Genomic DNA, 24,986 nt, shown 5'->3' on the forward strand with positions numbered 1-24,986 from the left:
AACAATGTGGCCGAACCGTCGATTGATCGATCTCTTCAAGACCGAATTCCCGATCGTGCTGGCGCCGATGGCTGGCGTGATGGACGCGGAGCTGGTGATCGCCGTTGCGCAAGGCGGGGGGCTCGGCTCGCTGCCGAGCGCGATGCTGTCGCCGGACAAGGCGCGTGAGCAGGTCAACATCATCCGGCAGCGCGTCTCCGCGCCGGTGAACATGAATTTCTTCTGCCACACACCGGTCGAGCTCACGGCCGAGGCGGAGGCGCGCTGGAAGCAGCGCCTCGCGGGCTACTACAATGAGCATGGCCTCGATCCCGCCGCACCCATCAATGCCGCGAACCGCGCGCCGTTCGACGCCGGCTTCTGTGAGGTCGTGGAGGAGCTGAAGCCGGAGATCGTCAGCTTCCATTTCGGCCTGCCGGAGGCCGCGCTGCTCAAGCGGGTCAAGGCAGCAGGATGTCTCGTCATCTCCTCGGCGACGACGGTGAGGGAAGCGGTCTGGCTCGAGCAGCACGGCGCTGATGCGGTGATCGCACAAGGTGCGGAGGCCGGCGGCCATCGCGGCATGTTCCTGACTGACAAGATCTCGGAACAGCCCGGCACCTTTGCGCTGGTGCCGCAGGTGGTCGACGCGGTGAAGGTCCCGGTGATTGCGGCCGGCGGCATTGCGGACGGCCGCGGCATCGCAGCCGCCTTCGCGCTCGGCGCGGCCGGCGTGCAGATCGGGAGTGCCTATCTGCGCTGTCCGGAATCCAAGGTCAGTGCGGCGGCACGCGCGGCGCTCGCCGAGGGGCGGGATGATTCCACCGTCATCACCAATGTCATGACCGGGCGGCCGGCGCGCGGCGTCCAGAACCGGCTGATGCGCGAGGCCGGTCCGATTTCGCCGGACGCGCCGCCATTTCCCCATGCCGCAACGGCGCTGGGACCGCTGAAGGCGGCTGCCGAAAAGCAGGGCAGGGTGGATTTCACAAATCTCTGGGCCGGGCAGGCGATCGCCTTGGGTCGCGAGGTCCCGGCAGCCGAATTGACCCGCAATCTCGCCGAATCGGCCCTGGCTCGCATGAAAGCTCTCGCCGGATAGGTCTGCCGCCGGTTGCGGCGCAAAAGCGGCCTCTGCTATACGGCACATAGGTTTTGCCGTGAGAGGCCTTATATAATGTCCGTCGACGCCGCTACCGTCCGCCGCATCGCCCATCTGGCGCGCATTGCGGTTTCCGAGGGCGAGGTTCCGCATCTGCAGGGCGAGCTCAACGCCATGCTCGCCTTTGTCGAGCAGCTCTCGGAGGTCGATGTCGAGGGCGTGGAGCCCATGACCTCGGTCACCCCGATGCAGATGAAGAAGCGGCAGGATGTGGTCAATGACGGCGAGATCGCCGACGATATCGTTGCCAACGCGCCCGCGACCGAAGGTCACTTCTTCCTGGTGCCCAAGGTAGTTGAATAGTTCAATTCAGGACGCTGTCGATGTGCATGCTTTGCGACGACGAGAAGGCCTATCAGGCCTATATGAACTATCTCGACAAGATGGAGCGGCAGGGCAAGGCTGCCGATCCCAATGTCGCCGTCAATGCCGTGCTCGACGAGATCGAGGCGGCTGCGAAAGCGGCCGCCAAGAAAAACGTCACGCAAGACGACCCGGCCAACGACAAGTCCCTGTCTCCGTTCTTCTGCAGCCCGATCAATAAATGACTGATTTGACATCGCTGACGCTCGCCGAGGCCCGCAAGGGCCTCGCGGCCAAGACTTTCACGTCCCTCGAGCTGACCGACGCGCATCTGAACGCGATCGAAGCCGCGCGCGTGCTCAATGCTTTCGTCATGGAGACGCCGGACCAGGCGCGGACCATGGCGCGCGAAGCGGACGTCAGGATCGGGAAGGGCGATGCGGGGCCGCTCGCCGGCATTCCGCTCGGCATCAAGGACCTGTTCGCGACCAAGGGCGTGCGCACCACGGCGTGCTCAAAAATCCTCGGCAATTTCGTGCCGACCTACGAGTCCACCATCACCTCGCAGCTGTGGCGTGACGGCGCGGTGATGCTGGGCAAGCTCAACAATGACGAGTTCGCGATGGGCTCATCGAACGAGACCTCGTGCTTCGGCCCCGTCGGCAATCCCTGGCGGCGTGATGGCTCCAACACGACCCTGGTGCCGGGCGGCTCGTCCGGCGGCTCGGCCTCCGCTGTGGCGGCTCTGCTCTGCATGGGCGCGACCGCGACCGACACCGGCGGCTCGATCCGTCAGCCGGCGGCGTTCACTGCAACCGTCGGCATCAAGCCGACCTATGGCCGCTGCTCGCGCTGGGGCATCGTCGCCTTTGCCTCCTCGCTCGACCAGGCCGGTCCGATCGCGCGTAGCACGCGCGACGCCGCGATGCTGCTGCGCTCGATGGCCGGCCACGATCCGAAGGACACGACCTCGGTCGACATGGCCGTGCCGGACTACGAGGCCGCGATCGGCAGGTCCGTGAAGGGCATGAAGATCGGCATTCCCAAGGAGTACCGTCTCGACGGCATGCCGGCCGAGATCGAAAAGCTTTGGGAAGCGGGCGCGACCTGGCTGAAGGCGGCTGGCGCCGAACTCGTCGAGGTGTCGCTGCCGCACACCAAATACGCGTTGCCGGCCTATTACATCGTGGCGCCGGCGGAGGCGTCCTCCAACCTCGCGCGCTACGACGGCGTGCGCTTCGGCCTGCGCGAGCAGGGCCGGAACATCAACGAACTCTACGAGAACACCCGCGCCGAGGGTTTTGGCGCCGAGGTGAAGCGCCGCGTCATGATCGGCACCTACGTGCTCTCGGCCGGCTATTACGACGCCTACTATTTGCGAGCCCAGAAGGTGCGCACGCTGATCAAGAAGGACTTTGAGGATTGCTTCGCCAAGGGCGTCGACGCGATCCTGACGCCGGCGACGCCGTCGGCGGCCTTCGGCATCGGCGAGAAGGGCGGCGCGGACCCCGTCGAGATGTACCTCAACGACATCTTCACGGTGACGGTGAACATGGCGGGCCTGCCGGGCATTGCCGTGCCCGCCGGCAAGGACGCGCAGGGTCTGCCGCTCGGCCTGCAGCTGATCGGCCGGCCCTTCGACGAGGAGACGCTGTTCTCGCTCGGCGAGGTGATCGAGCAGGCCGCCGGCCGCTTCACGCCGGCGAAATGGTGGTGAACATGGCGGCGTATATCGCCAGCCTCGACGGCGCCGCGCCACCGCCGGATCTCAGCGCGCCGCTCGCCGGCTTGTGGTGGGCCGCCAAGGGTGACTGGGACCAGGCGCACAGAATCGTCCAGGACGAGAGCAGCCGCGAGGCCGCCTGGGTGCACGCCTATCTGCATCGCGTCGAGGGCGACCTCGGGAATGCCGGCTATTGGTACCGCCAGGCCGGCCAGCCCGTGGCAACGGATTCGCTTGAAGCAGAATGGCAACGCATCGTCGATGCGCTGGGTGGGAGTGCATCCGCATGAGCGAGCCTCGTTCCACGGGTCCGAAGGCGAAGCCGGAGGATTTATTCGGTCGTTTTCGAGAGATCGTTTCCGATCCGCTCAACCTCCTGATCGAACGCGTCCCGATGGCAGGCTGCGTCGAAGGCGACCAGGTCTATCTGCATAACGGGCTGAAGGTTCCGGGCATCGGGCCCGGAGCCTATTACGGACCTTTCAGCAGTGTGCTCATCATCAATCGCGGCGTCCACGAGCCGTTGGAAGAATATGTCTTCCAGGAATTGCTGAAGCGGCTGGGCGAAGCGCCCTCGATGGTCGAGCTCGGCGCCTATTGGGGTCACTATTCGATGTGGCTCAAGAAGGCGCGGCCCAAGGCCGAGGTCATCCTGGTCGAGCCGGATCCCGCTTGCCTGAAAACCGGCCAGGATAATTTCGCGCGCAACGGACTGCGGGCCGAGTTCGTCAAGGCCTTCGTTGGCAAGGGCAAATTCGAAGTCGACGCCTTCTTCAGGGACAGGAAGATCAAGCATCTCGACATCTTGCATGCCGATATCCAGGCCTTCGAAGTCGAGATGCTGCAGGGCGCGGAGAGCGTGCTTGCCAAACGCCGCGTCGATTATCTCTTCGTCGCAACCCATTCGCAGGCACTCCATCACGACGTCGTCGATCGTCTCAAGGCGCACGGCTACCGCGTCGAGATCTCCAGCGATTTCGAGGAGCAGAGCACGTCGTTCGACGGCTTCGTGTTCGCCTCCTCGCCGGAGGTCGACGCGCTGTTCGGAGAGATCGAGGTGATGGGCCGCCGCGAGATCGCGTTGCGCCAGCCCGCCGATGTACTCCGGTCGCTCAACGGGCTTCTCGAAGCGGGTGAAGCGCGAGCGGCCAAGGGATCAGTAGAGGAACCAGTCGAGCCATGAACGCACCTGCCGCACCCCACAAGCTTCTCAAGGGCTCAACCGGTGACTGGGAGATGGTCATCGGCCTGGAGGTCCACGCTCAGGTGACGTCGAACGCGAAACTGTTCTCCGGTGCCTCGACCGCGTTCGGCGGCGAGCCGAACACGCATGTGTCGCTGGTCGACGCGGCGATGCCGGGCATGCTGCCGGTCATCAACGAGGAATGCGTCAGGCAGGCTGTCCGGACCGGACTCGGGTTGAACGCGCAGATCAATCTGCGCTCGGTGTTCGACCGCAAGAACTATTTCTATCCGGACTCGCCGCAGGGCTACCAGATCAGCCAATACAAGTCGCCGATCGTCGGCGAAGGCGAGGTCGTGGTCGAACTGGACGGCGGCAAGACCGCCACGATCGGCATCGAGCGGCTGCATCTGGAGCAGGATGCCGGCAAATTGCTGCACGATCAGTCGCCGACGATGTCCTATGTCGATCTCAACCGCTGCGGCGTGGCGCTGATGGAGATCGTGTCGAAGCCCGACATCCGCGATGCCGAGCAGGCCAAGGCCTATGTGACCAAGCTGCGCTCGATCCTGCGCTATCTCGGCACCTGCGACGGCGACATGGAGAAGGGATCCCTGCGCGCCGACGTCAACGTCTCCGTGCGCAAGCCGGGCGCGCCGCTCGGCACCCGCTGCGAGATCAAGAACATGAACTCGATCACCTTCATCGGCCAGGCGATCGAGTACGAGGCGCGGCGCCAGATCGAAATCCTCGAGGAGGGCGGCGCGATCGACCAGGAGACCCGGCTCTACGACCCGAACAAGGGCGAGACGCGGTCGATGCGGTCCAAGGAAGAGGCGCACGACTACCGCTACTTCCCCGATCCCGACCTGCTGCCGCTGGAGTTCTCGCAAAGCTTCGTCGACGAGCTGAAAGCTGAGCTGCCCGAGCTGCCGGACCAGAAGAAGACGCGCTTCGTCGCGGATCTCGGCCTGTCGGCCTACGACGCCAGCGTGCTGGTCGCCGAGCGCGAGAGCGCGGTGTTCTACGAGACCGTGCTGGAGAAGCTCGCCAACCGCGCGCGCGACGGTAAGGTCGCTGCCAACTGGGTGATCAACGAGCTGTTCGGTCGTCTCAACAAGGAAGGCCGGGATATTACGGACTCTCCGGTCGATGCCGCACAGCTCTCGGGGATCATCGACCTGATCGGCGAGGGTACGATCTCCGGCAAGATAGCCAAGGATCTGTTCGAGATCGTCTGGCAGGAGGGCGGCGATCCTCGCGCGCTGGTCGAAAGCCGCGGCATGAAGCAGGTCACGGATCTTTCGGCGATCGAAAAGGTTGTCGACGACATCATCGCGGCCAATCCCGACAAGGCGGCGCAGGTCAAGGACAAGCCGCAGTCACTCGGCTGGTTCGTCGGCCAGGTGATGAAGGCATCCGGCGGCAAGGCCAACCCGCAGAGCGTCAACGAGCTGCTCAAGTCCAAGCTCGGCATCTGACCTCGCGCGTTCGAACGAGGTGACGGACAGGCGTCGTCACCTCGCTTTCGGTTCGCGATGCGACGCTCGCGCGCATCCGCGGCGACGAACTTCATCCCGATCGAGCGCGATACGCCGACCGAATCGCCGTCACGCGATTCGCGCAAAACGGGGACTTGCACACGCTCCAACGAGCGCTCGCGCCGTTAATCATGAAAATATTTTCGTTGCCAAAAGTCGCGACTCAGAGTCCGCGAAGCGCCTTCGCGAGGCGCTCGCGCGATTGGCAGGATGCATCATTGCAACGATCGCGCGCGATGCATGCGTGCAAGAAAATACTTGCTGCATAGTGTTTTTCTACAATCGCATCTTTTGCAAAGGTCGATGCCGCGGGCACTCTCCGCGATCGCAAGCACATCTCATGCAGTCCGTTTGCATCGCGTTCGCCAGCGCAGGCGCGTTTCGCCGTCAACACTTCTTTAAGCGAGACGCTGTTTTTTTCGTTGTGTTGGTGTATTCGGGATGAGTGTGCACTCGATCCCCGACTGCATGCAGCGATTAAGCCATCTCACACATCGGAGGGCAACATGGCCAAGAAAGCTAAGAAGGCAAAGAAGGCGAAGAAGGCGAAGAGCGCAGTGAAGAAGACTGCGAAGAAGACCCGCAAGGTCGCCAAGAAGAAGTAACTTCGCTTTTTGAAGTTGCCGGCTCCTAGAGAGCCGGCACGTCATCAGCGCCTCTCAAAAGGTTCTGGTCGACGATAGAGGGTGTCGGCGAGACATCAGGTCAACGGTCGGATCGTTCTCTTCGCGGGTTCGCTCGCTAAGCCCGGTCCGGCAGAAGAAACGAGTTTTCTTCGTTCGGTGCGGTTCTCCGTAAGGGCTCCGCAATTTCACCGGCGGCCTTCGGGCCAACGTGGAATCTGGTCCTGACGTGTTCGCCGACGCCCTCGTTCTCATGAGGCCGGGGTATTGCCGGCATTCCCTTATCCCGACATTGTTGATCTGACCGCGGCGTGGCCGTTCTGCCCTTGTGCAGTCAGGGCTATCGCATATGACGTCTCAGCGTGCCTGAGCGAGCGCCTCGTCCTTCGCGACGGCCGCTTCGCCGGATGAGGCACAGCTGCATCCATCTGCGTTGATGCTGCCGCATCCTGATCCCTCATCCTGAGGGCCCTCCGCAGGCGGGCGTCTCAAAGGATGGCCGCTGTCGAGCTTCCAGCCATATGTTTCTTCATATGCGCGCCCTGCTCGAGCAGGGCGGCCGCGGCGCAATGGGGCGCCGTTCGCGCGCCGCTTGCGGTGAAACAATTGCTGTCTCTGGAATTCGGTGACGACAGCGGACAGGGACACCACAGGACGCGCTTCACCGTGCGCAATGGTTATCGTTCTCCCAAAATCCCAAGGTAAACCGAATCTGACGAATTGCAGAAGTGCCTGCAAAATGGGGACTTCTTGCATTTGTCGCGCGCGCCTGGCGCGGGCGCGTTTACGTCTGCTTCATCGCGATACTTAAACTGCCATTCAAATTTGCCGGCCATCATTACCTCCAACAAGCCGGCAAACGGCACGGGCAAGAAGCCTCGGGGATGAGTTGAACAGTTGATTGGACGGGAGCCGCGCTCGGGGGACGAGACGGCACAAAAAAAGGGGATGCGTTATGTTTCAGGGTACTTTCGATCTGGAGACCGCGACGCCGATCGACGCAGGCGCGCTGTCGGACGTGCTGTTCGAGCGCGGCCTCTATTGGGCGAGCGGACGCTCCGGTCTCGTCGATCTCGTCGCCGCGCACAAATGGTTCAATCTCGCCGCGCTCAAGGGCCGCAAGGACGCCGTGACGCTGCGCCAGGAAGTCGCCGGACAGATGTCGGATGCCGATATCTCGGCCGCCCAGCGCGAGGCGAGGGCGTGGGTCTCCGCCCACTGAGCGGTGAAGCACGTCCCAGCCGTCGTTTCGCAGGTGAAGCTGATTTATGCTGAATCAGGTTCCCTCGTGGTCCGCCAAGCGGATCCCGTTCGGCACGAGGCTGTCACCCATGTCTTAGGTACGTTCCGTTCTTAGGTACGTTCCGTTGCCCATGTCTTCGGGCCGGACAGCCGCGGAGTGGCGGAGAGGGAGGGATTCGAACCCTCGATACAGCTTGAGACCGTATGACGCTTTAGCAAAGCGTTGCCTTCAGCCACTCGGCCACCTCTCCGGTGCGAGCCTTATGCATCTAATTACTTGGGCTGGTCAATTTGGAAGCGTGTGTTTTTGCTCGAATATTCCCAGCGAATTCCGAAACCAAGCGGTTTGCTCCCGAGGCGAGAACGTAACGCCGCGATAACGGACGCAAAGCTGGAGGTTTTGGCGCTTGTATTAAGAGTGGTTCTGGCGCGGACAAAAGCTCGCTTTACCCGCATAAATAATTGATTTTGTTTCAAAATTTGATCGGATGGCCCGCGCGGGGGGCGACTGCCTTCGTTGCCGACCGCCTCTATCAAGCGATTCATTTGCAAGTGATTGATTTGATTTTCTCTTTCCGCGATTCGCCGCGCGCTATGGAGCGGTGATTGCCCTCAGATCGGCCGACGAGGTCCCGTGTCAGGCTGCGGAAGGGCGCTCTCACTATTAGTCGGGATAACTCGCTTGCCGGCCGAGGAGCCGCCCCGTCGCGCCAGGCGTCGCCGCAATCAGAGTCTGTCCTGGCGCGCTTTCGGTTGGAACGGCGCCCTGGAGATCATAGCGGCGAGGGGCTGCCGGGCTGGCACGCTTCGCCCGTCCCTCGACTGCCGGGCTACGCCGCTGCGGTCTCATCTTGCAATGTCGGGGCCGATGGTATGATTGACCGACGTCCCGAGGGAGGAATGGACTTGGCGGGTGAACTGCAGACCAAATTTCGACGTGCTGTCGAAGCCTTTCACGCCCATGATTTGGTCAAAGCGGAAAGAATACTGCAGCAGATCGCCAAATCCGCCAGGAACATCTTCGAAGTCGAACATCTCCTGGGCGTGGTGATGCTCGTACAAGGCCGATTTGCCGAGGCCGAAATGCATCTCAGGGCGGCCGTGGCCCTGAACGGAAGCAGCGACGAGGCCCTCAGCAATTATGGATATGCGCTCAAAGCGCTGAACCGGCCTCAGGAAGCCCTGGCCTATTTCACGCGCGCATTGGCGGTGAATCCGCGCAATCCCCTTTCGTATCACAACAGAGGCACGATCCTTGCCGAGTTCGCGCGAAGCTATGGCGAAGCGATTGAGCAATTCGACAAGGCGACATTCTACAATCCGAACTTTGCCGATGCCTACGCAAGCAAGGGCGGCTGCCTTGAAAAGCTCAGGCGTTACGAGGATGCCCTCGTCGCCTACGACAAGGCGTTGTCGATCAGGCCTGACCTGGAGACTGCATGGCTTGGTCGAGGCAATGCACTCCGGAATCTCAGGCGGTACGACGACGCATTTGCCACGTACGACAAGGCGCTGTCGGCCAGGCCGGACGTCCCGAGTGCATGGGTTGGCCGAGGTGAAGTTCTCACCGATCTCAAGCGCCACGACGAGGCGCTTGCCGCGTATGACAAGGCGATCTCGATCAAGCCTGATCTCGAGGGCGCGTGGGTTGCCCGAGGCCATCTTTTCTGGAGCCTGAAGCGCTACGACGAGGCGTCGGCAGCCTACGACAGGGCGCTCTCCATCAACTCCGGCCTCGAGAACGCGTGGCTTGGTCGGGGCAATGTGTTCTTCGATCTCAAACGCCTTGACGAGGCGTTCGCTGCCTTTGACAGGGCGTTGGCGATCCGCCCTGATCTGGCGGAAGCCTGGCTTGGCCGCGGTAATGTTCTCACCGAGCTCAAGCGCCGCGACGATGCACTCGCTGCGTACGACCGGGCGCTCTCGAGCAAGCCTGATCTCGCCGAGGCATGGCTCGGTCGCGGCAATTTGGCGTGGGGGCTGAAGCGCTACGAGGAGGCTCTTGCCGCGTATGACAAGGCGCTCGCGATCAAGGCCGACATCGAGGGGGCCTGGATTGGCCGGGGCAACGTCTTTATGGAGCTCGGGCGCTATGACGAAGCCTACATCGCCTTCGACAAGGCGGTGTCGATCAGGCCTGACCTCGAGGGTATCGAGGGTTTGCGTCTTCTTGCGAAGATGAACCTGTGCAATTGGGACAATCTGGACGAAGAGATCGGCCAATTGACGGCGGCAATACGGCTCGGGAAGGCCAATAGCTCTCCCTTTGCTTTGCTGTCCCTGACGGATTCTCCCGATGATCAGCTCAGCTGCGCCAGGACCTGGGTGAGGGCAAAGCTCCCGCATGTGTCCAAAACGGGGCCACGGGGTGAAATCCGTCGCCACGACAAGATCCGGGTCGGGTATGTTTCACCTGATTTTCGCAAGCATCCGGTCGGGTACCTCACCGCCGAGATATTCGAGAATCACGATCCCGACCGCTTCGAGACGTATGCGTTTTCAATCGGTCCTGACGACAACAGCGATCTGCGCAAGCGGCTCGAAAAGTCATTTCATCGCTTTGTCGATTGCGAGCACAAGCTCGACGGTGAAGTCCTGAAAGCGATCGACGATGCGCAGATCGACATTCTCGTCGATCTTGCAGGCCATACGCACAATGCCAGGCTGTCGTTGTTCGCATCCAGCGCGGCTCCGACCGCCGTCAGCTATCTTGGGTTTGCGGGGACGTTGGGGAGCAGGGAGCTAGTCGACTACATCATTGCCGATCAAATCGTGCTGCCGGATCAAAACAGCCAATTCTTCGACGAGAAAATCGTTCGCTTGCCCGGCAGCTTCATGCCGCGCGACAATCACGTCGGGACAATCGACGATGCTGCGCCCAATCGGGCCGATCACGATTTGCCGCAGGAATGGACTGTGTTTTGCTGCTTCAACAATGCCTACAAGATCAATCCGGCTGTCTTTGGCTCCTGGATGAACATCTTGAAGAGCGTGGACCAGTCGGTCTTGTGGCTGTCCGACGTGGGCGAGATCGCAAAATCGAATCTGCGGAAGGAAGCCAAGGGCCGGGGCGTCGATCCGGATCGCCTGGTGTTTGCAAGGCGCGTTGCGTCTTCGTCCGAACATTTGGCGCGCCATCGCCTCGCCGACCTCTTCCTGGACACGCTGCCCTACAACGCGCACACGACGGCCAGCGACGCGTTATGGGCCGGTCTGCCGGTGGTGACCCAAATCGGGAATAGCTTCGCCGGCCGCGTGGCGGCGAGCTTGCTGAGCGCTGTCGGCCTGCCTGAGCTGATCACGCGAACCCGTGCGGATTATGAGTCACTCGCGATCGAGCTGGCGCTTGATAAACAGAAGCTGGCGGATATTCGCGGACGCCTGCAGGGGAGCCACCTGACCGCATCACCGTTTGATGCGGTGCTCTACGCAAGGCGGTTGGAGACGGCTTACGAGGCTATGTATCAACGACATCAGGCCGGCTTGCCGCCGGATCATATCGACGTTCAAGCGCGCGGATGAGGACGGCCGTCGCGGCCTCCTGACCAGACCGGGCAACTCCGGAAGGCGCGCGCCGAGTCCCTGGATGATTCCCGATTCTGGCGCGTCAAAGCCGCAGAAGAGCTTCTCTGGGGATATTGGACTCTCGCCGGAACTTTTGGCGGCAGATGGAACCTGTCGAAATAATCGAATAAATTCAACGCCTTACAAAGCCGCTCTGATCACATCTGCGTGTTATTTGTGCAACACCCGCCGGAAAACACGCTCCATCGGCCGGTTCTGAAGCGTTCTGTTGTTGTGTGTGCAAGGGCGTTCGGTAATTGTGACTGAGCGACGGAGGGGGGCATCCCGAGGTCGTCCCGTCTTAGGTGGTTCGCTTAAGTCCCTCGCGTTCAGCGGGTGTGTCCGAAGGCGCGAAGCGACTAAGCGGTGAATTTAAGGGACAAGGGAACCAACCTTAGGGTGTCTTCACCCAGCGGATCCGGAACCTTCCCTATGGCAAACTTGGAGGTTTAACATGAAGTTGGTTAAGAGCCTTTTGCTCGGTTCCGCAGCGGGTCTCATCGCTGTCGGCGGAGCGCAGGCAGCCGATCTCCCCGTGAAGGCCAAAGCGGTCGAATACGTGAAGATCTGCTCCCTGTACGGTGCGGGTTTCTACTACATCCCCGGCACAGACACCTGCATCAAGCTGGGTGGTTACCTGCGCGCTGAAGTCGCGCTGGGCACCAACTCGGACTTCGGTGGCGGTCTCAACACGTCGACCCAGGGCGCCAACGGTGCACGCAACCGTCTGACGAACTACTACACCATGCGCGCTCGTGAAGATCTCAACATCGACACGCGCACCGCGACTGAGTACGGCGTTGTCCGTACCTTCTTCGATGGCGTGTTCTCCTGGACGTCCGGCAACTACGTCGGCACCGGTTCGGCCACCGGCACCACCGCCTACAGCGGTACGCTGGCTGCGGCCACCAACCCCGGCGCGACCACCACGGGTCTGTTCGGTTCGGGTGGCGGCTCGGTCAACGGCACCGACGGCAACACTTCGGCCGGTTCGCTCGGTGTGTACTACGCCTTCATCCAGTTCGCTGGCTTCACCATGGGTAAGGCCGTGTCGCAGTTCGACGCGCCCTGGACCAACTATCCCGGCAACAACTTCGACAGCCTCGTCGGCGGTTCCGGCACGGTCACTGGTGTCAACCAGTTCACCTACACCGCGGACTTCGGTCAGGGCGTCACGGCGTCGTTCTCGGCTGAAGACGTTTCCTCGTACTATCAGGCCGGCAACCTGAACATGACCGGCGCTTCGTCCGCCAGCTTCTCTTATGGCTCCAACGCCATCGGCGGCACCCGTTCGCCGAACCTCGTTGGTATGGTGCGTGTCGATCAGGCCTGGGGTCTTTTCCAGGCGTCGGTGGCTGCGCATGACAACCACGTTGGTTACTACGGCGCATCCGAGGCCACTGGCCACCCCGACGACAAGTGGGGCTGGGCAGTTCAGCTGGCTCTGTCGATCAAGAACATCCCGACTGGTGCGGGTGACGTGATCAACATTTCGGGCGTCTACACCGACGGTGCCACCCGCTACAACTTCCAGAACCTGGCGGGCAGCTCCTACTCGATGTTCGGCGGCACGGGTCTCGCGGGTGCCTACGGCAGCTTCGGCTTCGCTTCGGCTCCGGACACGGTGTATGTCACTGGTTCGTCGCAGGAGACGGTCAAGACCTGGGGCTTCCGTGGCGCCTACACCCACAACTGGGATCCCTACTGGAACACCGCGATCTACGGTGCTTACGCTCAGGCCCAGTTCGGCACTCTCGCCAAGACCACGCTCTGCGGCGCTGGTGGTGCGTTCGTGACGGGCGTTGCAGCTGGCGTTACCTCCTGTAACCCGGACTTCGCCGTCGGTCAGGTCGGTATCATCACCCGCTGGACCCCGGTCAAGAACCTGACGTTCTCGGCGGACGTCGCCTGGACTCATCTCGACCAGAAGTACTCTGGTACGGTGACCCCGGCTGCGACCATCGCGGTTCCCGCCAAGCCGGCGGCGACCTACGAGCTGAAGGATCAGAATTCGGTCGTTATGCTCCTCCGCGCTCAGCGCAACTGGTAAGTTCGGTCTAACGACCTGACAGAGAGCCCCGGCGGGAAACCGCCGGGGCTTTTTCTTTTTGCCGGCGCTGCTTGTTCTTGGCTCTGCCCATGGCGGTGGCGTCGGAGCGAGGCTGTCCGTTGCTCGATCGTTCGTCGTGACCGGATCGAAGCTGCTGCGGGAGAGGGGGTCTCTGCGCACGCCATCCCGACCAACCGCGCGGTTCTGACCCGCGTTGACGAACGCAGACCTGCGCCCCCCGCTTATCTGGTGTTAAACCCGCAAGGATCGACGCCTTCTTGTTGGAGCCGCAGGGCAAGGGAGAGCTCGCCAATTGACGGCGACCCTGCAGGCCCGAAGAGCTTGGCAGCTCACAACGTTCTGACAGTTCGCAAGGTTCTGGCAGTCACGAAGGCGCGTGTCGAGAAAGCGCGCCTGGCGATCGTACTCCAGCTCTTCTTCAGTGGCTCAAGTCCCGGCGACGATGGCGCTCGCGACCAATGGCTTCCCAACAGCGTGCCGACGGAGGATGACCGCTATTCCACGCTGCCGGCGCCGCGGCGCAAATCGGCCTCGATCTGCAACCGCGTGCCGCCGCCGAAGCGGGCGCGGTAGACCTGAAGGTTCTCCATGATCCGCTGCACATAGTTGCGCGTCTCGGAGAACGGGATCAGCTCGACCCAGTCGACCGCGTCGACTTTGGGGTCGCGCGGATCGCCGTAGCGATCGATCCACTTCTTCACACTGCCGCGGCCGGCATTGTAGGCGGCGAAGGTCATGATGTAAGAGCCGCGATAGTCCTCGAGCAGCCCACCGAGCTCGGCCGAGCCGAGCGTGGCGTTGTAGGCCGAATCGTTCTTCAGACGCGCCAGATCGTAGGTCCCGCCGTGCCGCTTGCAGACATAGCGCGCAGCGTCCGGCGTCACCTGCATCAGCCCGTAGGCCTGTGCCGGCGAGACCACACGGGGATTGAAGGCGCTCTCCTGCCGCGCGATGGCGTAGATGATGCTGCGCTCGACCTCGGGGCCGATCGGCGTGAATTGCGGAATGCCGTTGACGGGATAGGCATAGAAATCGAACGGCAGCCCGCGATTGAGCGCGGCCTTGCCGAGCAGCAGCATGCCGCGCGCGTCGTTGTGGCGCTGGGCGAGCTCGCCGAGGCCGGCAAGCGCTTCGGGATCGCCGTTCTCGCCCATGTCGGCGAGCAACGGTATCGCCATCTCGCGCTCGTCGAACTCGTAGAGCAGCTGCGCGGCGCGCACGATCTCCAGCCGTTCGGCACCGCGGCTGCGCGGCTGAGCGTTGAGCTCGATCTGCGGCAGGCCGAGCTTGGCGCGTGCGAGCTGGCCGTAATAGCTGGTGGATTGCTCGGCGGCTCGTGCGTAGGCGTTGCGCGCCTCCTGCTGGCGGCCTGCAGCTTCCGCGGCGCGACCTTGCCAATAGCCGGCGCGCGCCAGCGTGGTCGGATTGACGCTGCCGATCCCGATGCGGGCAAAATGCTGGGTAGCGGCCGCGGGATCGTTGAGGAAGCGCAGCGCGATCCAGCCTGCGGTGAACTCCTGCTCGGTCTTGTAGATGTCGCGCGAGGGCAGGGCCGCATCGCGCGCGATCAGATAGGCGCTGCGGAATTCCTCGGTGTCGATCATCTTGCGCGCCAGGAGGCGCCGCTCGATCCACCATTCGTCGAGATTGTAGAGCCGGCCCGGATCCTTCGGTGCCGACAGCATGAGCTGGGCGGCTTCCGCAAATTTCTCCTCGCGGCGCAGCAGCTGGATCTTGCTGAAGATGAAGCCAGGATCCCCGTGCAGCTCGCGCGGCACGGCGTCGAGCAGGGCACGGGCGTTTGGCGCTTTCTTGAGGGAGGCGATGCGGGCCTTGGCGAGGGCGACGTAGCCGGCTCCGAGGCGCTTCGCAGCACGCAGTGCGGCCTCGTTCTCGCTGCCGTAGAGCAGCGTGTCCATCCGCGCCTTCTGATCGCCGGGCGTCAGCAGCGCGCCGAACTGGTCGAGTGCGTTGTTCTCGGTGTCTTCCGACATCGGGTCGCTGCGCCAGGCATCGCGCACCAGACGTTCGGCGTTGGCGCGGTCGCCGCGCGACAGCATCGCCTTGGCGAGCGTGAAGCGGCCCTTGGCGGACACGGGGGATTCGTTCTCGAACCACGACCATGCGACCTGGTCGTCGCGCCTGTCGTCCCACATCGCGGCCTCCAGGCGCCGACGCAGGAAGGTCTGCGACGGCCAGCTCGGATTGGCGGAGAGGAAGGCGCGGTAGCGCTCCACAGTCGCGCCATTGTCCTCGCTGCGAAGGATGATCCATTCCGCGAGTTTTCGCGCGACGGGATCCGAGATCGTGGCTGCGGCATTAGTCGCATCGCCCGCCTTGCGCTTGCGCACGAGCTCGATGACGGTCTCCAGCGTGTCCTTGTCGGCTTGCGACGTCGAGGATGTCGCGGCAATCGCAGCCGGTGTGACCGGTTTGCGCGGGGCGGCGTGCTGGCGGGTCGCCGGAGCCAGGACAGGAGCCGCGACGGGTCTGGCGGGCGCCGGGGCGGTCGGTCTGACGGTGGCTGTCGCAGCCGGCGCGGGTGCGGTCTTCGGGACCGAGCCGCCAGCGGTCGGCGTTGACTTTGGCGCGGGAGCCGCAGGCTTCAGCTTGTCCTTCGCAGGTTCCTTACCTGCGTTCTTGCCTGCGTTCTTGCCAGCATCCTTGCCAGCATCCTTGGCAGGCTTCTTCGCGGCATCCTTGGCGGGGGGACTGGTCGCGCCCTTGCTTGCGCCCTTACTTGCCCCCTTGGCGGCGTCCTTCGAAGTTTCCTTGCCGGTTCCCTTGGGCGCGCCCTTCGCAGTGTCCTTGGCGGCGGGCTTCGGGGTTTCCTTGGCAGTCTCCGCCGTTGTCTCGTTGGATTTGGCCCAGGCGGCGCAGCCGGCCGACAGCCCTGCCATCAGGCACACGATCAGGCCGGCGGATCGCCATGCGGCGCGCGGAAAGGAGATCACGGCGTTTCGTCGCCCCGAATCAGTCAATTGGCTCAAGACCCAGCTGTACAATATCTGGCTGTATTTGATTGAATATGCGGACAAAATACCAACAGCCGCTTACCTTCGCCGGGTTTGCACCACCACCGCGGCAAAATCGCGGCCTAAACGGTGCGTCAGGCGGAGGCGGGTCTTTTACCGGCGGGATAGACCCGATATGAATGCGGCCTGCGCTCAAGATTGCCGCGTACGGAGGAAGTCCATGGCAGCAAAGACGAAATTCCGGGGATCGTTCACCGCCTTGGTCACGCCGTTCAAGAACGGCTCGCTGGATGAGGCGGCGTTCCGCTCCCTGGTCAACTGGCAGATTTCAGAGGGCACCAATGGCCTGGTCCCGGTCGGCACCACCGGCGAGAGCCCCACGCTGAGCCATGACGAGCACAAGAAGGTCGTCGAATGGTGCATCGAGGAAGCGAAAGGCCGCGTGCCTGTCGTCGCCGGCGCCGGCTCCAACTCGACCAAGGAGGCGATCGAGCTCGCCCAGCACGCCGAGAAGGCGGGCGCCAATGCGGTTCTGGTCGTGACGCCCTACTACAACAAGCCGACTCAGGAAGGCATGTATCAGCACTTCAAGGCGATCAACGACGCGATCGGGATTCCGATTATCATCTACAACATCCCGCCGCGCTCGGTGATCGACATGTCGGTCGACACCATGACGCGGCTGTGGGAGCTGAAGAACATCGCCGGCGTCAAGGACGCCACCGCCAGCATGGTCCGCGTCTCGCAGCAGCGCGCGGCGATGGGCGAGGACTTCAACCAGCTCTCGGGCGAGGATGCGACCATCCTCGGTTACATGGCGCATGGTGGCCATGGCTGCATCTCTGTGACCTCGAACGTCGCGCCGCGGCTGTGCTCCGAGTTCCAGGCCGCCTGGGCGAAAGGCGACCATGCCACCGCGTTGAAGCTGCATGACAAGCTGATGCCGCTCCACAACAACCTCTTCATCGAGAGCAATCCGGCGCCGATCAAGTACGCGCTGTCTCTGCTCGGCAAGCTGGACGAGACGTTGCGGCTGCCGATGGTGCCGGTCACCGAACCGACCCGCGTTGCCGTGCGCAGCGCGATGGTTCATGCTGGCCTTATCAACTGACGCGCTAGCCGATCGGGGAATTTTTCATGGCGATCGAGGAAAGAGGCACGCGGATGCTCAGGGAGTTCCGCGAGTTCGCCATGAAGGGCAACGTCGTCGACCTCGCGGTCGGCGTCATCATCGGCGCGGCCTTCGGCGCCATCGTGACGTCGCTGGTCGGCGACGTGATCATGCCGATCATCGGAGCGGCCACCGGCGGCCTCGACTTCTCGAACTACTTCACGCCGCTTTCGGGCAAGGTCACCGCCGCAAATCTCGCGGACGCGAAAAAGCAGGGCGCCGTCTTGGCTTGGGGCAACTTCCTCACGCTGACGATCAACTTCATCATCATTGCCTTCGTGCTGTTCCTGGTGATCCGTGCCATGAACAAGTTGAAGCGCAAGGACGAGGCCGGGCCTGCCGCTCCGCCGAAGCCGTCGGCCGAGGTCGAGCTGCTGACCGAGATCCGCGATCTCCTCAAGAAGTCTTGACGCGCTCGCTTCATCCAAACTGTTAGCGTCCTCGCGCATCTCGATCAGGTTTGTCTTCCATGGCTGACAAGAACGAACGTCCGATCAAGGTCATGGCGGAAAATCGCAAGGCCCGCTTCAACTATGCGATCGAGGATACGATCGAGGTCGGCATTGCGTTGACCGGCACCGAGGTCAAGTCGATCCGCAACGGCAAGAGCACGATCGCGGAATCCTACGCCGATTCCAAGGACGGCGAGATCTGGCTGATCAACGCCACCATTCCGGAATATCTCCAGGGCAACCGCTTCAATCATGAGCCCAAGCGGCCGCGAAAATTGCTGCTGCATCGCAAGCAGATCAACAAGCTGATGGGTGCGGTCGACCGCGAAGGCATGACGCTGATCCCGCTCAAGCTTTACTTCAACGAGCGTGGTCGCGCCAAATTGCAGCTCGCGGTTGCAAAGGGCAAGAAGCTGCACGATAAGCGCGAGTCCGAGAAGAAGCGCGACTGGAGCCGGGAGAAGGGCCGCCTGATGCGGGCGAGGGGATAGCGGGATGACTCAGAGAAACCTGCTGGAGGTCGATTGGACCCGCATTCCCGCACCCGCGGATGATGGCGGCGCCGCGCACCTGAAAGGCATGACGCTGCCGCCGGTCAGCCTGCTCGCCACTGACGACACGTCAGTCGCGCTGTCGGCGCTGCGTGGCCGGACCGTGGTGTTCGCCTATCCGCGCACCGGCGAGCCCGGCAAGATCGCGCTGGTCGACGATTGGGACATGATCCCGGGCGCGCGCGGCTGTACGCCGCAGACTTGTGCATTTCGAGATCTGTTCGCCGAGCTGAAGGCCGCCGGCGCCGCGCAGGTGTACGGCCTCTCGACCCAAAGCAACGCATACCAGACCGAGATGGCCTCGCGGCTGCATCTGCCGTTCCCGGTGCTCTCGGACGAGAAGCTGGCGCTTACGCGCGCCCTGAATTTGCCGACGATGGAGGTCGCGGGCCTGACGCTGATCAAGCGCCTCGCGCTGATCGTCGACGACGCCAGGATCACGCATGTGTTCTATCCGGTGTTTCCGCCCGACCGGAACGCCGGCGATGTGCTGGACTGGCTGAAGGCCAATCCGGCCAAGGATTTGTCGAAGGATTAGTCGAGGTCGGCCTTCACCTTCGCGAACACGGAGCGGAACATGTCCGGCGTCAGCACGCGGGTGTTCGTGTTGTAGCGGGAGCAGTGATAGCTGTCGTAGAGCCTGAATGCGCCGGCTTGATGCACGGCGCCGTGGCCGAAGGGGGCTTGCGATCCCTTCAGGTTCAGCGGCTTGAGCACGGTGTCGTGCGCAATGCGCCCGAGGGCGACGATCGCACGCAGGTTCGGCATCGTTGCGAGATTCGCCACGAGGAACTGCCGGCAGGTGTTGATCTCGACCGGCAGCGGCTTGTTCTGCGGCGGCACGCAATGCACCGCATTGGCGATCCGACAGTCGACCAGCTTCAGGCCGTCGTCGGGACGTGCCTGATATTGGCCCTTGGCGAAGCCGTATTCGAGCAGCGTCGCGTAGAGCAGGTCGCCGGCATAGTCGCCGGTGAAGGGACGGCCGGTGCGGTTGGCGCCCTGCATCCCCGGCGCAAGGCCGACGATCAGCAGGCGCGCCTTGATGTCGCCGAAAGGCGCAACCGGCGCATTGTGCCACAATGGCTCGCGCGCGCGGTTCGCCTCGCGAAAGGCGACCAGGCGCGGACAGAGCGGACAGTCACGGTCGGGGACGAGGCTGAGAGGCTGGCGGCTTGACCGGGCCGCCTCACTCCTCGAAGTCGTCATCGCCCCTCGCCGGCGCCATCGTGGTTGCGCGCTGGAGGAACTGCGGAGCGTGGTGGCGCGCCTCGCGGTCGCCGCGGTCACGCGGGGCGGGGCGTTCCGACGGGTCGCGGCCGAGCTTTGACTGCAGCTCGACGAGGTCGGTGAAGACGTCGGCCTGGCGGCGCAGCTCGTCGGCGATCATGGGCGGCTGGCTCGCGATCGTGGAAATCACGGTGACCCGCACGCCACGACGCTGAACGGCCTCGACCAGAGAGCGGAAGTCGCCGTCACCCGAGAATAGCACCATCTGATCGATGTGCTCGGCGAGCTCCATCGCGTTCACGGCGAGTTCGATGTCCATGTTGCCCTTGACCTTGCGGCGGCCGGAGGCGTCGATGAACTCCTTGGTCGCCTTGGTGACGACGGTGTAGCCGTTGTAGTCGAGCCAGTCGATCAGCGGCCGGATCGAGGAGTACTCCTGATCCTCGATGATCGCGGTGTAGTAGAACGCCCTCAGCAGCGTCCCGCGGCTCTGAAACTCCTTCAGCAGGCGCTTGTAATCGATGTCGAAGCCCAGAGTTTTCGCCGTCGCGTAGAGATTGGCTCCGTCGATGAAGAGCGCGATCTTGTCGGTAGAGGAAGGTGACATTCAGTTTGCTCGCGTAGAGTTCGTGATTGATCGTTTATTGTTGGCGCGGCGACAGCAAGCCGCGCACTTCTAAAGTCCCGCCGAAACCCGTCGAAACCGCAAATCCGGAGAAGTCGGGGCAATCAAGGTATAGTTATGGCCAACTTGCACAGACCCGGCGCTGCCGTCGCCGGCAGACCGCGAAACCACCCATCCCAGCCCCAATGTGGGGGTAGCAGAGCCGTTTGGCGAGGCCAAATCACAAATTGGCCTTGCGAAACCCTCCCGGCCCCTATAACTACCGGCATTCATCCACATATTTCGTCCCACCCACAACGGAGCGACAGTCGATGGCTCGCGTCACCGTAGAAGATTGTATCGACAAGGTCGACAACCGGTTTGACCTGGTCCTGCTGGCCGCCCACCGGGCCCGCATGATTTCGTCTGGTTCACAACTAACGGTTGACCGCGATAACGACAAGAACCCTGTTGTGTCTTTGCGCGAAATTGCAGAGACCACCATTTCTCCGGAAGACCTCCGCGAGGAGCTGGTGCACTCGCTGCAGAAGTTCGTCGAGGTCGACGAGCCCGAGCCGGACACCGTGCCGCTGATCGGTTCCGCCGGTGCAAGCGTGGATGCAGACGATACCGAAGTCGCGGTTGAGCGCATGACGGAAGAAGAGCTCCTGAAGGGTCTCGAAGGCCTCGCGCCGCCCGAGGAGCAGCCCGAGGAAGACGAGTAAATCGTCCCATCGCGCTCATCGACTTCTTTGTGATCTTATCAAAGGCCCGAACCGTTGTTCGGGCCTTTGCTTTTGTTGGCGTTTTCGTGGTTACCATAGCGTCGTCGGTTCGCGCCTGTCCCTGTCACTGAATTGATCGGACACGCGCGCGATCGGAGCTAAGATGTATACAACGGGCTCTGTCGTGGTCCGTTTGAAGGCAGGACGGCATGGTATATCGACGCCGCACACCAACGCAGATGCAGGCCGCAACCGAATCGGTTGCCGTGGCCCCGACTGCGCCGGTGGCGCGCCCCGCGAAGCCTCGCGCCCGCATGATGCGTCAATATGACCTCGTCGAGCGCGTCAGGTCCTACAATCCCAACACAGACGAAGATTTGCTGAACCGCGCCTATGTCTACGCCATGAAGGCGCACGGCTCGCAGACCCGCGCCTCGGGCGACCCGTACTTCTCCCATCCGCTCGAAGTGGCGGCGATTCTCACCGACCTGAAGCTCGACGACGCCACCATCGTGGCTGCACTGCTGCACGACACGATTGAGGACACCGAAGCGACGCGGGCCGAGATCGACCAGATCTTCGGGCCCGAGATCGGCGCGCTGGTCGAGGGCCTGACCAAGCTGAAGCGGCTGGAACTGGTGTCGCGGGAGGCCAAGCAGGCCGAGAATCTGCGCAAATTGTTGCTGGCGATTGCCGACGACGTCCGCGTGCTCCTGGTGAAGCTCGCCGATCGCCTGCACAACATGCGCACGCTGGACTTCGTGCCGACGGAATCGCGACGGCGCATTGCCGAGGAGACGCTCGACATCTATGCGCCGCTGGCCGGGCGCATGGGCATGCAGGAGATGCGCGAGGAGCTGGAGGACCTGTCGTTCCGGACCCTCGATCCAGAAGCGTATTCGGTGGTGATGCAGCGGCTCGATGCGCTGGCCGAGCGCAACCGCAATCTGATCGGCGAAATCGAGGACCAGCTCTCCAACAATCTGCGCCACCGCGGCCTGGGGGCGCGGGTCTATGGCCGCCGCAAGAAGCCATTCTCGATCTGGACCAAGATGGAGCGCAAGTCGGTCGGCTTCGAGCAATTGTCCGACATCTTCGGCTTCCGCGTCGTCGTCAACGACATCGAGGCCTGCTACCGCGCGCTCGGCATCGTCCACACGAACTGGCCGGTCGTGCCCGGGCGGTTCAAGGACTACATCTCGACGCCGAAGCAGAACGACTACCGCTCGATCCACACCACCGTGATCGGCCCCGGCAACCAGCGCGTCGAGCTGCAGATCCGCACCGAGGCGATGGACCAGATCGCCGAGCGCGGCATCGCCGCGCACGTGTTCTACAAGGAAGGCGTGGGCTCGCCGACCGAATTCCTCAAGCGCGAGTCCAATGCGTTCGCCTGGTTGCGCCACACCATCGGCATCCTCTCGGAGAGCGCCAATCCCGAGGAATTCCTCGAGCACACCAAGCTCGAGTTGTTCCACGACCAGGTGTTCTGCTTCACGCCGAAGGGCAAGCTGATCGCGCTGCCGCGCCATGCCAACGTGATCGACTTCGCCTATGCCGTGCACACCGACGTCGGCAACAGCGCGGTAGGCTGCAAGATCAACGGCCAGTTTGCGCCGCTGTCCTCGGAGCTCCAGAACGGCGACGAGGTCGAGGTGCTGACCTCGGAAGCGCAAGCGGCGCCGCCGTCCGCCTGGGAAACGCTCGCGGTCACCGGCAAGGCGCGCGCCGCGATCCGCCGCGCCACCAGGACGGCGGTGCGCGATCAATATGTCGGTCTCGGCCGACGCATCGTCGAGCGCCTGTTCGAGCGCGCCAAGATCGAATATGCCGACGACAAGCTCAAAGGCGCGCTGCCGCGCCTCGCGCGGACCTCGATCGAGGACGTCATGGCGGCTGTGGGGCGCGGCGAGATCAAGGCTTCCCACGTCGCGCGTGCGATGTATCCCGACTACAAGGAGGAGCGCATCGCGCGCTACGGCGTCAAGAAGGGGCTTGCCGCCAAGCTCAAGGAGAAGTCGTCGGAATCGCCGCGCAGCCCGGTCGCGATCCCGATCCGCGGCATCAATTCCGACCTGCCGGTGAAGTTCGCGCCGAACGGCGGCGCAGTGCCCGGTGACCGCATCGTCGGCATCGTCACGCCGGGCGAGGGCATCACCATCTACCCGATCCAGGCACCGGCCCTGAAGGATTTCGAGGAAGAGCCGGAGCGCTGGCTCGACGTGCGCTGGGACATCGAGGACTCCGCGCCGCAGCGCTTCCCGGCCCGCATCAAGGTCGAGAACGTCAACGAGCCCGGCGCGCTGGCGCAGATCGCGACCGTAATCGCCGAGCACGACGGCAACATCGACAACATCAGCATGCAGCGCCGCTCACCGGATTTCACGGAGACGACGATCGATCTCGAAGTCTACGATCTCAAGCATTTGAGCGCGATCCTGGCCCAGCTGCGCGCGAAGGCGGTCGTCGCCCGCGCCGAACGTGTTAATGGATAGACGCCTTCCGTCTTGGTCTATTCCTATGATTCCGTGAGTCCCGAAATGCCTGCACCTCCGCTCCGCCTCGGCGTCAATGTCGACCATGTCGCGACCCTGCGCAACGCGCGCGGCGGCCGCAATCCCGATCCGGTGCGCGCGGCGCTGCTGGCGATCGAGGCCGGTGCCGACGGCATCACTGCTCATCTGCGCGAGGATCGCCGGCACATCCGCGACGAGGACATGGCGCGGCTGAAAGCCGAGATCTCCAAGCCGCTCAATTTCGAGATGGCGGCGACCGACGACATGATGCGCATCTCGCTCGCCACCAAGCCGCATGCGGTGTGCCTGGTGCCAGAGCGGCGCCAGGAGGTGACGACCGAAGGCGGGCTCGACGCCGTCGGCCAGCACAATGCGCTGGCGCCTTATATCGCGCGGCTGAACGATGCCGGCATCCGGGTGTCGCTGTTCATCGCGGCCGATCCCGCCCAGATCGAGACGGCGGCGCGGCTGCGCGCGCCCGTGATCGAGATCCACACCGGCGCCTGGTGCGACGCCGTCCTCGACGGTCACGCCGATAAGGCCGAGGCCGAATGGCGGCGAATCGTGGCAGGGGCGAAGCTGGCGAAGGAAGCGGGGCTGGAGGTTCACGCCGGACACGGGCTGGACTACGCGACGGCGGAGACGATCGCCGGCTTGCCGGACATCATGGAGCTCAACATCGGCTACTACATGATCGGCGAAGCCCTGTTCGTCGGTCTCGCCGAGACGGTGCGCAGCATGCGCGCGGCGATGGACCGCGGCCGGAGCCGGGCATGATCATCGGCATCGGCTCCGATCTGATCGACATCACCCGTGTCGGCAAGGTGATCGATCGCCATGGCGAGCGCTTCCTCGACCGCATCTTCACCGCGGCCGAGCGGGCCAAGGCGGAGCGGCGCGCCAAGAACGAGAAGATGGTGGTGGCAACCTACGCCAAGCGCTTCGCCGCCAAGGAGGCCTGTTCCAAGGCGCTCGGCACCGGCATCAGGCGCGGCGTGTGGTGGCGCGACATGGGGGTGGTCAACCTGCCGGGAGGACGCCCAACGATGCAATTGACGGGCGGGGCGCTGGCCCGGCTCCAGGCCCTGACGCCGGAGGGCTTCGCGGCGCAGATCGACCTGTCGATCACCGATGACTGGCCGTTGGCGCAGGCCTTCGTCATCATTTCCGCCGTGCCGCTGGCGAAACCCTGATTAGGCACCGATCATTTTATAATTCGCATTCAAAATCAAATGCTTATGCAGTTTTGATGCGATCCTTGATTGCGTGGCCTCCGACAACCGTCTAAAAGTCCGCGGACGCAAATCAGGCTGGGCGAATTCGGCTTTACGCCGGAATTGGCCCTCATTATCAGAATCAGGACAATCTCCT

The 24,986-nt window shown here is 63.2% G+C and carries 21 protein-coding genes and 1 tRNA gene; 18 read left to right on the plus strand and 4 right to left on the minus strand.

From position 1 onward, the window contains the following. Nucleotides 1–4 precede the first annotated feature (4 nt). The 8 genes from AC0L21_RS06970 (at nucleotide 5) to AC0L21_RS07005 (ending at nucleotide 7,736) form a co-directional block, all read left to right on the plus strand. Nucleotides 5–1,081, plus strand: coding sequence for an NAD(P)H-dependent flavin oxidoreductase (locus tag AC0L21_RS06970; RefSeq protein WP_473259595.1), 1,077 nt, complete (start codon nucleotides 5–7; stop codon nucleotides 1,079–1,081). Between the two features lie 75 nt (nucleotides 1,082–1,156). Continuing rightward, nucleotides 1,157–1,444, plus strand: coding sequence for an Asp-tRNA(Asn)/Glu-tRNA(Gln) amidotransferase subunit GatC (gene gatC, locus AC0L21_RS06975; protein WP_212335862.1), 288 nt, complete (start codon nucleotides 1,157–1,159; stop codon nucleotides 1,442–1,444). Nucleotides 1,445–1,464: 20 nt separating this feature from the next. Then, nucleotides 1,465–1,689 carry a hypothetical protein gene (locus AC0L21_RS06980; RefSeq protein ID WP_473248009.1) on the plus strand — a complete coding sequence of 75 codons (225 nt, stop codon included), beginning with the start codon at nucleotides 1,465–1,467 and terminating at the stop codon, nucleotides 1,687–1,689. Beyond that, complete coding sequence (gene gatA, locus AC0L21_RS06985; RefSeq protein WP_473259598.1) at nucleotides 1,686–3,161, plus strand: Asp-tRNA(Asn)/Glu-tRNA(Gln) amidotransferase subunit GatA; 1,476 nt, start codon at nucleotides 1,686–1,688, stop codon at nucleotides 3,159–3,161. Before AC0L21_RS06980 ends, gatA begins: the two co-directional genes overlap by 4 nt. After that, complete coding sequence (locus AC0L21_RS06990) at nucleotides 3,152–3,457, plus strand: hypothetical protein (protein WP_473259601.1); 306 nt, start codon at nucleotides 3,152–3,154, stop codon at nucleotides 3,455–3,457. The genes gatA and AC0L21_RS06990 overlap by 10 nt, the downstream gene beginning before the upstream one ends. Beyond that, the gene (locus AC0L21_RS06995; RefSeq protein ID WP_473259603.1) at nucleotides 3,454–4,350 is read left to right on the plus strand and encodes an FkbM family methyltransferase; all 897 of its coding nucleotides are present in this window, start codon (nucleotides 3,454–3,456) and stop codon (nucleotides 4,348–4,350) included. The genes AC0L21_RS06990 and AC0L21_RS06995 overlap by 4 nt, the downstream gene beginning before the upstream one ends. Next, a complete protein-coding gene (gatB, locus tag AC0L21_RS07000) occupies nucleotides 4,347–5,831 on the plus strand; it encodes an Asp-tRNA(Asn)/Glu-tRNA(Gln) amidotransferase subunit GatB (protein WP_473259605.1) in 1,485 nt (494 codons plus the stop codon). Before AC0L21_RS06995 ends, gatB begins: the two co-directional genes overlap by 4 nt. 1,638 nt (nucleotides 5,832–7,469) lie before the next feature. Beyond that, nucleotides 7,470–7,736: a hypothetical protein gene (locus tag AC0L21_RS07005; RefSeq protein WP_007611206.1), complete on the plus strand. Its 267-nt coding sequence runs from the start codon at nucleotides 7,470–7,472 to the stop codon at nucleotides 7,734–7,736. A gap of 178 nt (nucleotides 7,737–7,914) precedes the next feature. On the opposite strand, the gene AC0L21_RS07010 is transcribed toward AC0L21_RS07005, so the two are convergent. Further along, nucleotides 7,915–8,007: transfer RNA gene (locus AC0L21_RS07010), tRNA-Ser, on the minus strand. Nucleotides 8,008–8,662: 655 nt separating this feature from the next. Here AC0L21_RS07010 and AC0L21_RS07015 point away from each other — a divergent pair. Next, nucleotides 8,663–11,278, plus strand: a complete 2,616-nt coding sequence (locus tag AC0L21_RS07015; protein WP_473259607.1) for an O-linked N-acetylglucosamine transferase family protein — start codon at nucleotides 8,663–8,665, stop codon at nucleotides 11,276–11,278. A 496-nt stretch (nucleotides 11,279–11,774) separates the two neighbouring features. Then, a complete protein-coding gene (locus tag AC0L21_RS07020; protein ID WP_473259610.1) occupies nucleotides 11,775–13,370 on the plus strand; it encodes a porin in 1,596 nt (531 codons plus the stop codon). Between the two features lie 515 nt (nucleotides 13,371–13,885). On the opposite strand, the gene AC0L21_RS07025 is transcribed toward AC0L21_RS07020, so the two are convergent. Then, the gene (locus AC0L21_RS07025) at nucleotides 13,886–16,291 is read right to left on the minus strand and encodes a lytic transglycosylase domain-containing protein (protein WP_473260093.1); all 2,406 of its coding nucleotides are present in this window, start codon (nucleotides 16,289–16,291) and stop codon (nucleotides 13,886–13,888) included. Between the two features lie 295 nt (nucleotides 16,292–16,586). On the opposite strand from AC0L21_RS07025, the gene dapA reads away from it, so the two are divergent. The 4 genes from dapA to AC0L21_RS07045 are packed head-to-tail and all read left to right on the plus strand — an operon-like array spanning nucleotide 16,587 to nucleotide 19,078. Next, nucleotides 16,587–17,477 (plus strand): 4-hydroxy-tetrahydrodipicolinate synthase, encoded by an 891-nt coding sequence (dapA, locus tag AC0L21_RS07030; RefSeq protein WP_473259612.1) that lies wholly within the window; start codon nucleotides 16,587–16,589, stop codon nucleotides 17,475–17,477. Between the two features lie 53 nt (nucleotides 17,478–17,530). After that, the gene (mscL, locus tag AC0L21_RS07035; protein ID WP_473260095.1) at nucleotides 17,531–17,947 is read left to right on the plus strand and encodes a large conductance mechanosensitive channel protein MscL; all 417 of its coding nucleotides are present in this window, start codon (nucleotides 17,531–17,533) and stop codon (nucleotides 17,945–17,947) included. Between the two features lie 59 nt (nucleotides 17,948–18,006). After that, complete coding sequence (smpB, locus tag AC0L21_RS07040) at nucleotides 18,007–18,480, plus strand: SsrA-binding protein SmpB (protein WP_007603387.1); 474 nt, start codon at nucleotides 18,007–18,009, stop codon at nucleotides 18,478–18,480. Nucleotides 18,481–18,484: 4 nt separating this feature from the next. Continuing rightward, nucleotides 18,485–19,078, plus strand: a complete 594-nt coding sequence (locus AC0L21_RS07045; protein ID WP_473259614.1) for a peroxiredoxin — start codon at nucleotides 18,485–18,487, stop codon at nucleotides 19,076–19,078. Here AC0L21_RS07045 and AC0L21_RS07050 read toward each other — a convergent pair. Together AC0L21_RS07050 and AC0L21_RS07055 are read right to left on the minus strand one after the other, a co-directional pair. Continuing rightward, nucleotides 19,075–19,749 (minus strand): uracil-DNA glycosylase, encoded by a 675-nt coding sequence (locus AC0L21_RS07050; RefSeq protein WP_473259616.1) that lies wholly within the window; start codon nucleotides 19,747–19,749, stop codon nucleotides 19,075–19,077. The two genes, AC0L21_RS07045 and AC0L21_RS07050, sit on opposite strands and share 4 nt — an antisense overlap. After that, entirely contained in the window at nucleotides 19,730–20,377 is a 648-nt protein-coding gene (locus AC0L21_RS07055) for a LabA-like NYN domain-containing protein (RefSeq protein ID WP_007603390.1), read from the minus strand. The genes AC0L21_RS07050 and AC0L21_RS07055 overlap by 20 nt, the downstream gene beginning before the upstream one ends. Nucleotides 20,378–20,706: 329 nt before the next feature. Between AC0L21_RS07055 and rpoZ the strand changes: the two genes are divergently transcribed. The 4 genes from rpoZ (at nucleotide 20,707) to acpS (ending at nucleotide 24,808) form a co-directional block, all read left to right on the plus strand. Continuing rightward, entirely contained in the window at nucleotides 20,707–21,099 is a 393-nt protein-coding gene (gene rpoZ, locus AC0L21_RS07060) for a DNA-directed RNA polymerase subunit omega (RefSeq protein WP_007603391.1), read from the plus strand. Nucleotides 21,100–21,308: 209 nt separating this feature from the next. Next, a complete protein-coding gene (locus AC0L21_RS07065; RefSeq protein ID WP_473259618.1) occupies nucleotides 21,309–23,594 on the plus strand; it encodes a RelA/SpoT family protein in 2,286 nt (761 codons plus the stop codon). A 45-nt stretch (nucleotides 23,595–23,639) separates the two neighbouring features. After that, entirely contained in the window at nucleotides 23,640–24,392 is a 753-nt protein-coding gene (locus AC0L21_RS07070; protein ID WP_473259620.1) for a pyridoxine 5'-phosphate synthase, read from the plus strand. Beyond that, a complete protein-coding gene (acpS, locus tag AC0L21_RS07075) occupies nucleotides 24,389–24,808 on the plus strand; it encodes a holo-ACP synthase (protein WP_007611179.1) in 420 nt (139 codons plus the stop codon). The genes AC0L21_RS07070 and acpS overlap by 4 nt, the downstream gene beginning before the upstream one ends. Nucleotides 24,809–24,986: the final 178 nt, after the last annotated feature.

The organism is Bradyrhizobium sp. WSM4873 (assembly GCF_055811355.1).